General features: G+C 31.3%; 8 protein-coding genes. All 8 read right to left on the bottom strand.

Annotated elements, in window-relative coordinates; translation table 11 throughout:
* On the bottom strand, positions 1-276 hold a 276-nt coding region (locus ACTCDL_RS10275; RefSeq protein ID WP_463176374.1), incomplete at its 3' end, for a PfkB family carbohydrate kinase.
* A gap of 119 nt (positions 277-395) precedes the next feature.
* Entirely contained in the window at positions 396-1,922 is a 1,527-nt protein-coding gene (locus ACTCDL_RS10270) for a glycoside hydrolase family 32 protein (protein WP_463176373.1), read from the bottom strand.
* Between the two features lie 111 nt (positions 1,923-2,033).
* A complete protein-coding gene (locus ACTCDL_RS10265) occupies positions 2,034-2,870 on the bottom strand; it encodes a carbohydrate ABC transporter permease (protein WP_463176371.1) in 837 nt (278 codons plus the stop codon).
* A 25-nt stretch (positions 2,871-2,895) separates the two neighbouring features.
* The gene (locus tag ACTCDL_RS10260) at positions 2,896-3,837 is read right to left on the bottom strand and encodes a carbohydrate ABC transporter permease (protein ID WP_463176370.1); all 942 of its coding nucleotides are present in this window, start codon (positions 3,835-3,837) and stop codon (positions 2,896-2,898) included.
* 79 nt (positions 3,838-3,916) lie between these two features.
* On the bottom strand, positions 3,917-5,218 hold the full coding sequence (locus tag ACTCDL_RS10255; RefSeq protein ID WP_463176369.1) for a sugar ABC transporter substrate-binding protein: 1,302 nt from the start codon (positions 5,216-5,218) through the stop codon (positions 3,917-3,919).
* Between the two features lie 165 nt (positions 5,219-5,383).
* The gene (locus tag ACTCDL_RS10250; RefSeq protein WP_463176376.1) at positions 5,384-6,385 is read right to left on the bottom strand and encodes a LacI family DNA-binding transcriptional regulator; all 1,002 of its coding nucleotides are present in this window, start codon (positions 6,383-6,385) and stop codon (positions 5,384-5,386) included.
* Between the two features lie 989 nt (positions 6,386-7,374).
* Complete coding sequence (locus ACTCDL_RS10245; protein ID WP_463176375.1) at positions 7,375-8,373, bottom strand: LacI family DNA-binding transcriptional regulator; 999 nt, start codon at positions 8,371-8,373, stop codon at positions 7,375-7,377.
* Positions 8,374-8,873: 500 nt separating this feature from the next.
* Positions 8,874-11,120 carry a glycoside hydrolase domain-containing protein gene (locus ACTCDL_RS10240; protein WP_463176368.1) on the bottom strand — a complete coding sequence of 749 codons (2,247 nt, stop codon included), beginning with the start codon at positions 11,118-11,120 and terminating at the stop codon, positions 8,874-8,876.
* Between the last annotated feature and the right edge of the window lie 129 nt (positions 11,121-11,249).

The following is an 11,249-nucleotide window of genomic DNA, read 5'->3' as shown; positions in this document are numbered from 1 at the left end:
TTCATCTAAAGTAACAAAAGTCAACCCTGTTCTAGCTTCATCAGTTAATAGCATAGATCCAGTATTGACACCTTTCTCATCTAAAGTTTCTTTTAAAAAACTACCTAATACATCATTTCCTACCTTACCTACAAAAGTTGTCTTTGCTCCTAGTTTACTAAGTCCTACCGCCACATTAGCAGGTGCTCCTCCCGGACTCTTTTGAAATTTCATATTATTCTCATCTAGAGGGGTAAAATCAATCAGTGCTTCTCCTAAAGATATAATTCCTTTCACTTTACATTTCACCTCATTTTCTAAATAATTATACTCTAGCTAGATATTTGTCTTCTCAATATTAACAAACGAAGAAGGCACATAGGCCCTCTTCTATGTTTACTTATAATCATAATTTTTTACCAAATTGACCTTAATTTATAAATATCTAAAGAAATTAATTTTACATTACCATCTTTAACATAAAGACTTAATTCTCTAGAATTTATATTTGGGAAAATTAGATCACTAATTACCTTCTTCCCATCATTAGCAAATAACTCTACTGAGGACCAATCAACAAAAATATGCATCTTTACTCGTTTGTCATTAGCTGATAGTAAAGCTTGATGCTTAGCAGCAAAATCTTTATGAAATTCAATATTTCCTGATTTACTACGATCAACAAAAACAGTTTCTTCTTTAGCATCATAACCTATAACTATTTCTTGGCCATCACCACTATAAACTTTGAAACCAAATTCTTGAGCATCAAGCAGTTCAAATTCTGCAATTATCTCTAACAGACCTTCGTTAGTATCTGTCAATAAATTAACATCAGGAGAAAGAATCAGATCATCCCAGATTTTAGACTCTACTCGTAAATCTCGCAACTCTTCTACTGGACTCTGTACTAACTTGATTCCTTCTGGGAATCTCTTTAAGCTTAAAGCTCGCGGAATACTCATTGCACTACGCCACACTTCAGTTGGAACTTGATTAGCATATCTCCAATTACTCATCCATCCTAACCACAGACGTTGTCCATCTGCTAATGTTTTATTACTCCAAGAAACACCAGCATAGAAATCAGCACCATAATCCATCCATTCTAAATTGTCAGCATCAATTGACTGATGATCTGGTGTAAAGTTTGTACCATCAAAATCTCCCACAAAGTACATCATACCCGAACCACCTGCTGGAGGCTCTGGATCATTTTTATTTATGCCATTACCATCACCCACACTTAAAACAAGAACCCATTTTTCATCAATTTTTATATCATTCTTATCATAAACTGGTAATGGAAATAAATCAGGACATTCATAAACCCCTCGATGAGTTCCTTTAGCATCAGAACCAAAAGAACTAGCAAAAGTCCAATCTAGCAGATTTGAAGAACTATAAAACTCTACTCTATCTTGAACAGCAAGAGTCATCACCCATTTTTTAGTCTCTTCATGCCACATTACCTTGGGATCACGAAAATCTACTGTTCCTTGATTTTCAAGTACGGGATTACCCTCATATTTGCACCATGTTCTTCCCTTATCTCTACTATAAGCAATACTCTGCTCTTGTAAGTTTATATCCTTCTCTTCATCTATTAAAGCACTGGTATAAAAAGCTACTAAGCCAGAACCTCCATCAAAAAATCCACTACTATCATTATAGTCAACTACTGCACCACCAGAGAAAATAGCACCTAATTCATCTGGTTCTAATGCTATCGGTAGATGTTCCCAATGTACCATATCTTCACTTACTGCATGCCCCCAGTGCATAGGTCCCCAAACGCTACTATAAGGATGATACTGATAAAATAAATGATACTCCCCTTTATAGTAAACCATACCATTTGGATCATTCATCCAATTTCTTTCCGGACTAAAGTGAAACTGAGGACGGTATTTTTCTTTATAACATTTAAATTCTTTTCCCATAATTACCATCATCCTTTTTAAATTAAATTGCTATTACAATGAACTATATTAAGTAATTGTATATTTTTGAAAAGAAAGAATACGTATTCAAAACAAGGTAAATAAAGAGTCTTATTTACCCATTCCACCCATACCATTAATAAAGTATTTTTGTAAACTCACAAATAAGATTAACATTGGTAAGCTGGCAATTGTTAAAGCAGCCATAATCTGACTATAATAAACTGGCTGTTGAGTAAAAAATTCCTGAATACCAATCTGAATAGTACTGAACTTAGGATCAGTTGTTGCTACTAATGGCCATAAAAATTGATTCCATACTCCTGTAAAATTTAAGATCGTTGCCGTAGCAAATACCGGTTTAGACATAGGAACAATAACTTGAAAGAAAGTTCTTAAGAATCCACAACCATCTATCTGAGCAGCTTCTTCCACCTCTTTAGGTATATTTAAGAAGAACTGTCTAAACATAAAAATACTAAAAGCATTAGCGATAAAAGGAATGATTAAAGCTCCATAACTATCTAACATCCCCAAATCTTTAACTACTAAAAATAATGGTAATACAATACTTTGAAATGGAATAATTACTAAAGATACAATAACAGCAAAGATAATATCCTTACCTGGAAAATCTAAACGAGCAAAAGCATAACCTGCCATAGAATTAATAATCAGCCCTATTCCTACGGTCATGCCAGATACAAAGATACTATTAAATAAATATTTACCAAAATTCATACGAGAAAAAACTTCTTTATAATTATCCAAACTGACTTCTGTTGGTAAAAAAGCTTTAAAACCTGAATATAAATCAGTCATCATTGTTCTTTCTGACTTAAATGAAGAAAGAAGCATCCATAATAAAGGAAAAATAAAGACAAATACCAAAACTATCAATATCAAATAATGCAATCCTAGCATTACATTATTTCGATTTAATTTCATATAATTACCTCCCTTTTCTAATACATTAAATTACGCTATCCTGTTTGTCTTTAGCAAATTTTCTTTGTAAAATAGAAACTGTTAATACCATCACGAAATAAATTACGACTATTGCACTACTAGTTCCGATTTCACGAAGTTGGAATCCTTCTTCAAAGAACATCATAATCAAAGTTTTAGTAGCACCATCAGGACCACCTTGAGTCATTACATAAGGTTGGACAAAGATACCAAAAGCCGCAATACTTGTAACTAAAAGAACAAAGACTGTTACATTATAAAGCCCCGGTAGAGTAATGTGTCTAAATTTCTGCCATATATTAGCCCCATCAATCTCTGCTGCTTCATAAAGAGATTCAGGTATATCTTGTAATCCCGCCAAAAAAATAACCATCTGATAACCTACTCCCTGCCAAACTGACATCGCAATAATACTATTCATTGCTTGTTTTGGACTTGATAAGAAAGGCTGTTTAGGTAACCCTAAAGCCACTAATAAAGAATTAAGCAAACCATCATTGGGATTATAAAGTATTGCCCATAGGATAGATACTACCACCATAGATAATACTACTGGACTATAAAAGATTGTCCTAAAGAACTTTACCCCTTTGATTCTCTTACTGTTAATTAATACTGCCAATAATAAAGCTGCACCTACCTGTACTGGAACAACCACCAATACAAAATAGATAGTATTTTTTAATGCCTGATAAAATATCTCTTCCGAAAATAAATATTTATAGTTATCTAACCCTACAAAACTAGTCTTATCAGGGGTTAAGATATAAAAATCAGTTAAACTATAGTAAAAGGACATGATTGCAGGAAAAATGATAAAAACTGCTAATAAGATAACTGCTGGAGCAACAAAGGCTAACCCTCCTATTGCTTCCCGAGTATCTTTAGCACTATTAATATTAAAGATATCCCCAAACTTATTTTCGACTTTTTTTACTAAATTCAATTTAATAGCACCTCCACTTTTTAAAATTTAGAGAAAGAATCTATCTTTAGTGGTAGATTCTTTCTTTTTCTAAACCTAATTACTTAATTCTACGTTCAATATATCTATCTACCTTTTTAGTAGCTTCATTCAACGCTTTTTCTACATTTTTACCGTGAATAATGTTATACCATGCTTTAGCAAACTCTTGTGTTAAAATTGGATAAGCTGGTGTAACTGGACGAGCATGTCCTGTTTGTAGCTGTTGCTCCATGATAAGCTTAACTGGATATTCACTATATACTGGTAATTGCTCATATGCATCCTTTCTTGAAGGTGGCATACCAGTGACTTTAGACAATCCAACAGTACTATCTGTATTAGTCATCCACTTAATCACTTCTACAGCTTCTTTAGGGTGTTTTGTTTCTGATTGCATACCCCATGCCCAACTTCCAGTTGGAGAAGCACCTTGACCTTTTTTAAATACAGGCATTGGAGTCATGCCCCACTTTAGACCTGGATAATCTTTGATTGTGATTAATTCCCAAGGACCAGAGATAGTCATAGCAGCTTTTTGTCTTTCAAAAGCTTGCTCACCTGGATCATTTACAGCCAATCCTTCATCAAATATCTTTTGAATAAACTTCATAGATTCAATAGTTTTTTCAGAATTCATGTATCTTTCAGCCTGCATACCATCCTTAGAAATAATATCCCCATCATTAGACCAAATAAATGGAGTACCCATATAAGTTAACCATTCGTTCATATCTCCACCTAGTCCAGCTATTGGATATACATCTGGGTATTTAGCCTTTAACTTCTTAAGAACATTATAGAACTCTTCCATTGTCCAAGCATCTTCAACTTTTTGTGGAACTTCTACTCCAATACTTGCTAACATATCTGTGTTATAATAAATTGCTACAGAAGATTCCATTGCACCTAATGCATATAATTTACCATCCCAAGTTCCTTGTTGAATAATTGAAGGAGCATATTCATTCTTTTCTTCTTTAGTAAAATACTTATCAATAGAACCTATGATACCTGATTGAGCATAATTAGCTACATAAGGACCATCCATATCAATAATATCTGGCAATTCACCAGCAGCAGCAGCCATATTTAATTTATTTTCAAAGTCATTTCCAGCACCACGAGAGATAACCTTCATATCAACATGAATCTTACCTTCATGAGCTTCATTAAACTCCTTAATTCTCTCTACATAAAACGCATTCTCATGTTCAGAAGTACCATGTTGCCACATAACAACTTCAACTGGACCTTCACTTTTTTCTTTAGTTTTAGCTGTATCATTAGAATTACCACTACAGCCAGCTCCAATCAAAGCAACTACTAATAGCATTGCAACTATTGATAAAACCTTCTTCATTTTTATTTCCCCCTCTAATTTGAATATATATCTAATATATATCTAAAGATTATTTAAACCTTCAAACACATTTATTAATAGGAGGGTTATAAACTTATATACTTATTCCTATTAGATAACCAACTTAAAATCACAGAAATAATTAATTATTATAAACTTATCTAATTATAAATCAAGATCAATACCTCTAGTTGATTCTCTAACTACTAATCTAGGCTCTAATATAACTTCTATACCTTTTTCTGACTCTTTTGCCGTTATTCGTTTAAACAGTATTTCTAAAGATATTCTTCCCATCTCCCCTGTAGGTTGAGCCACAGTTGATAAACTAGGTCTTGTCTCTGCCGATAAGAAGGTATTATCAAAACCAATTAAGGCTATATCCTTTGGAATATCTAATCCTAGATCTTGAATAGCATGCATAGCCCCAAAAGCTGCTAAATCATTATAGGCAAATAATGCTGTAATATCTGAATTTTCTTTTTTACTTAAATAAGTTTTAACCTTATTATAAACCTCACGAGAATTAAGTTGCCAACCACCACATTCTATGAAATTATCATCATTAAAGATAATCCCATTCTGTCTTAAAGTTCTTTTAAAACCTATAAACTTTTCATCTTTTTTAGAACCAGCTACAAATACGATATTAGTATGCCCCAAATCTAGTAAATGCTTAGCAACTTGTTCTCCTCCATGCATATGAGATAGCGAGACAGAATCAAAACCCGTTAAATTTTGAGTAATCACAACTACAGGAGTATTTGCTTTTTTGAGACTATTTAAATGGCTAGATGTAGCATCAGATGGTACTAGTAATATACCATCTACCTGACGACTTCTTAAAACATTAATATAATTTCTTTCCTTCTGTAAATTACCTTCAGTATTACAAATAATAACACTATACCCATGCTGGTCAGCTTCACTTTCTACTACTCTAACTACTTCTGAGAAGAAAGGATTAGAAATATCAGGAACAACTATTCCTATTAAATAGGATTGGTTACTCACTAAACTTTGAGCAGTTAAATTTGGCTGATAATCAAGCTTACGTACCCACTCCATAACCTTCTGTCTTTTATCTGGTGTAACTGAAGAATGACCATTAATAACTCTAGATACTGTAGCTTGTGAAACACCAGCCTTTTTAGCGATTTCTTTCATTGTTGCCAACTTTAATCACCTCTCTTATAACTTATAACCTTTCCTACTCTTATTTTAACTCTTATGTAGCTGTTTCTTTCTTTTTTAATAATTGTATCTTTAAAGAATAATATTTATGAAAACCTTGAATACGTATTCAAAAAAGCCAAATAATAAAATCCACATTAAGAATTGATTTTTTCAACTAGAGTGGACCTTAGATATTATTAATTATTTAACTTATGCCCTATTATTTTATTATATTTTGCTTATAAAAGGGGTCTTGTAATTAATTTATATAAATAATCTTATACCAAATTACTTATATCATTTATCTTAAATTATAAAAATAATCTAGAATACGTATTCATTTATTTCAATTATATTCTACCATTTGATTTAAAGGATGTCAAATAAATTATTTTTATTTTAAAAAGGTGAGAATTGCAATATAAAATGCACGTCTTATTATTACCTATAGTTTCTATGTTTTTATAAATAATAGCATTATCTTGTTTCAAATAATTGATTTATTGTTTTATAATTAAATATCCTTTAGGATTTAATCTACAAGATTAGCTATCACAAGCCTTTCTTCAAAAATTAGGTATTCACCATTTTGCTATCTATGTTATAATTATTATTAAGACACATATTCTGTGCCCTCCTAATGTTTTTATGGTTATTAATATTATACAGAAGGTACAGGTATGTGTCTATTTTTCTACCAATCGTACACTTGATTATACAAATTTATTATATTAGCCCATTGTACTAATACATAAGAAAATTATTGATAAAATTTTTTAAATTTGCAATTTATATGATACAAAGACTACTAAGATCGAACAAATCTTATTCTCCTTTAAAAAAATATATATTTTTTTAAAGGAGAATATTTCTTGATAAAGCTTTTCTATTTATAGATTCAGTAGCACAACGGATAGTATTAGTAATTAAAAGGTATCACCATATTTTAAAGGCACAGAAATAGATGATTCTTTTTAACCTTATTTAAAATTAATTCCCCTAGTCGATTCCCTTACAATCAAACTCGGTTCAAGCTCTATTTCTAGTTTATCTTTTGTGTTCTCTTCTGATATTCTATTGAGCAATATTTCAATAGCTACTCTTCCCATTTCCTGAGTTGGTTGTGCAACGCTTGTTAGATTAGGTCTAACTTGTGAAGCTAAAAATATATCATCAAAACCTGCAACTATAATATCATCAGGAATTTTCAAACCATAATCTTGAAAAGCATGAATTGCCCCAAGGGCAGCTAAGTCATTATAAGCAAAAAAAGCAGTAGCTTTCAGCTTACCTTTGTCTAGATAATCTTTTACTTGAGTATAAACTTTCTCAGAAGAAATTCTTCCTTCATATCCACCTTCAATTAAATTATAACTATCAAATTCTATTCCATTCTTATTTAATTCACCTTTTAGCCCTTTAAACTTTTCATCCTTAGTTAGACCTATAAATCCAATATCCCTATGCCCCATATCAATAAAATGTCTAGCTACCTGAGCCCCTCCTTCTTTATGGGAAACTAGAACCGAATCAAATTTATGAACCTTTCTAGTAATTGCCACTACAGGAATATCTCCTTGCTGAAAACTATCAATATGTGGAGTATTTATATCTATTATCGGTACAATTAAAATCCCATCTACTTGGCGGCTTTTCAACGTATTAATATGATTTTTTTCCTTTTGTATATTACCTCTTGTATTGCAAACAACAATACTATATCCTTGCCGATTAGCCTCATATTCAACTGTATCAATTATCTCTGAAAAAAAGGGGTTGGAAATATTAGGAACTATCACTCCAATTAAATGTGATTGAGACTGTACTAAACTTTGAGCAATCTTATTTGGTTGATAATCAAGCTTGCGCACCCACTCCATAACTATCTTCCTTTTTTCAGCACTTACTGAGCTATGTCCATTAATAACTCTGGATACTGTTGCTCTTGAAACTCCTGCCTTTTGAGCTATCTCCTTCATAGTAGTCAATTTAATCACCTCCTTAAATAAGCATTTATCAATATAAATTTTTAAATACAAAATAAGAATTATGCTATTTTTGCAACTAATGAACTCGAGTACTATAATAAAAAAATCACTTATACATCCAGATGCTAACTTATCTAAATTATAATTAATATTTTGGAAGTTATCAAGAAATTATTCTATTTGTTGCATCAACTTTCATAAGTTATTAGATTATCTCTTAATCTCAATATAATTTAAATCTAAGCCTCCAACCTCAATTACTTTATAATAAATAATAGATTATCAAATTAAGCACAACATATCTCAAGCCCCATCAATAAATCACTCATAACATATTGTTTTTATTGTTGCAATTAATAGTTCCTAATCAAAATTAAAATCCAATCTTTTCAAATAAATTTATGCTAATTGAAAAGATTGGATATAAGGCTGATTTTATTAATCTTCTTATCTCATTATGAATAGAACCTATATTCAAACGAGAAATTTTACTATTTACTTAACTTCAAGTCCTCAACAGTTATCTTACTATCCATAGAGAATATTCCCCATTGATTGTTCTGTATAGAGAACATACGTGTACTAAGTACAGCTTCATCATTTACATAAAGTACTGCCACAGAATCATCAATCAGTAGTGTGAAATCCAAAGTATCATTTTTTTCAATCTGTAATGGCATTGTCGACTGTGGCTGTGAGATTTTAATCTTATCTGTAGCAACATTATAGAATTGAAGTTCTTGTGATTTACTATCAAACACCATATTTAAAGAGCCAATACCATCTTTACTAACATTAAACATAAATCCAAATTTATTAATTTGAGATTTTGTAGTTATTTTACCTATTATTTTGCTTATACCTTGAATTTGTGAGAATGTTACTAGCTCATGCTGACTACCTGAAAAAAAATAATTACCTTGTGAAACCTTAATTTCTTTAGTCTTAGTTAATGGCTTAAGCTCAACTTTATTGCTAATTTTATTTACTACCTGCTTAATAGGGGTAGGATAGAGCTCACCATTTTCTTTTTGCTTAATCTGATGTACAACTAGATTCCCTGCCCAATTATAATCATAAGCATCATCATATTTCTTTTTAGTTGGTGTCCAACCAAACATATAAAGATTTTCAGAATCTTTTTCCATTCTTCCTGCATAAAAACCATTTCCATCAAAATAATCTACTGTAGGCTTCTTAAATGTTCCCTTTGAATCTTTAGCTATTCTATAATGAACAACACGCTTTGGCCATTGATCGGAGAAGGTTAAATACCAATATTGTCCATATTTAATCAAGGTAGGACATTCCATATTAGAATCACTGCCCATATCATTTGAGAAAAATACTCCTTCATCAGTCCAATCTTTTAAATCACCTGAAGTATAAAGTGCTATTACTCCCATATTATCTTTTCTGGTAGTTATCAGCATCCAGTATTGCTCATAATCCTCATTGTAAAATACATATGGATCTCTAAAATCGTCAGGATTATACTGACTTGAAGCTTGAAAAGTATCTTCTGGAATTTTAGTCCAATTTTTAAGATCTTTACTTGTTGCATGCATTACTACTTCCATAACCATTCTTTTGGAATTGTGTCCTGTATAAAAGGCATGATACAATCCATCTTTATCTTTGATTACAGAACCAGTACCCAATGCAAAATCTTGAGCATATCTATCTCTAGTGTATGGAATTACAATACCTTCATCTTTGTATTGTAAAAAATCATTTGTTGTAAGTAAACTCCATGGGTGATAGCCAATATCAACTACATGTCTTAAATCTTCTAAATAAAAGACTTGAAAATCTTCACCATCATAATATGGCATTGGATCTCCTACCCAGCTCTTTTCTGCTCTTGGAAATATCGATACTCCTTCATTACTAAGGTCAAGATTTTTAACATCATAATCAGTATTGTTATCTTCTAGAGTTACTATTTCTGGAGCTGATTTATCGACTGATTCCTTTTTCGAAGCTAATCCTTTTAAACTAATATCAGTTACATGCATTGCTGCATAGCCCCTTCCTGAATCCATTCTGAAAAGCAACTTTTTAGCTGATGCAATTTTATCTGCATCCAAAGTTGATAAATTAATTGTAACTTTATACCAACCATCCTCTTCTAAAGGTATTACTCTTTTATCCATTCCATCTTTTGTCAAATTAATTTGACTTGTTATAGTATGGTCATTATATCCTTCACCACTTTCTATTTTATTTGTATTATCGAATACAACTTTTACTTGGGGTTCATCTGCTTTTATCTTAAATTCCAATATATCATAGCCATCAAATATTCCAACTTCTCCTGAAAATTGCAATTGCACTACCCATTCTCCTCTGCTTGCTTTTAGACAAGGCTTATAGGCTTCATAAGTAACTTCTCCTTGATTTGAATACTCCCATGGACTTATTGTTATACCCTCTAACATTGTTTTGTCTCTTTTATCTGTTGTATATAGATATTTTTTTATCACAGAAGCGTTAACAGTTCCTTCATAACTCACTCCACGATAAGTATATTTAATAGTATTTTCTCCGTCTTTTAATATATTTTCTGTGAAATTTGGACCAACTTTAAAACCTTTAACCTTTTTAACTGTACCATCATTAAAAGTTGCTTCTATTGTTGTAAGATTAACAGCTTCTAGTGATTTTAATACTAAATTACCATCAGTTCCTTTATCTCGACAGCCAACTAATAGAGTTATTACTAATGTCAGTATCATTGCTAATATTAAGTTTTTGCTCTTAAACACTTTTCATCAGCCTTTCTTTTTTATAAATAATTTAAAATATTAAGCAATTTTTAAAACTTTTTAAAGATTGCTCAAACAACTTCTGTCTCTTATACACAT

Source organism: Orenia sp. (genome assembly GCF_055140805.1).
The sequence above is the reverse complement of the archived record's forward strand: the minus strand, read 5'-3'. Positions and strand labels throughout refer to the sequence as shown.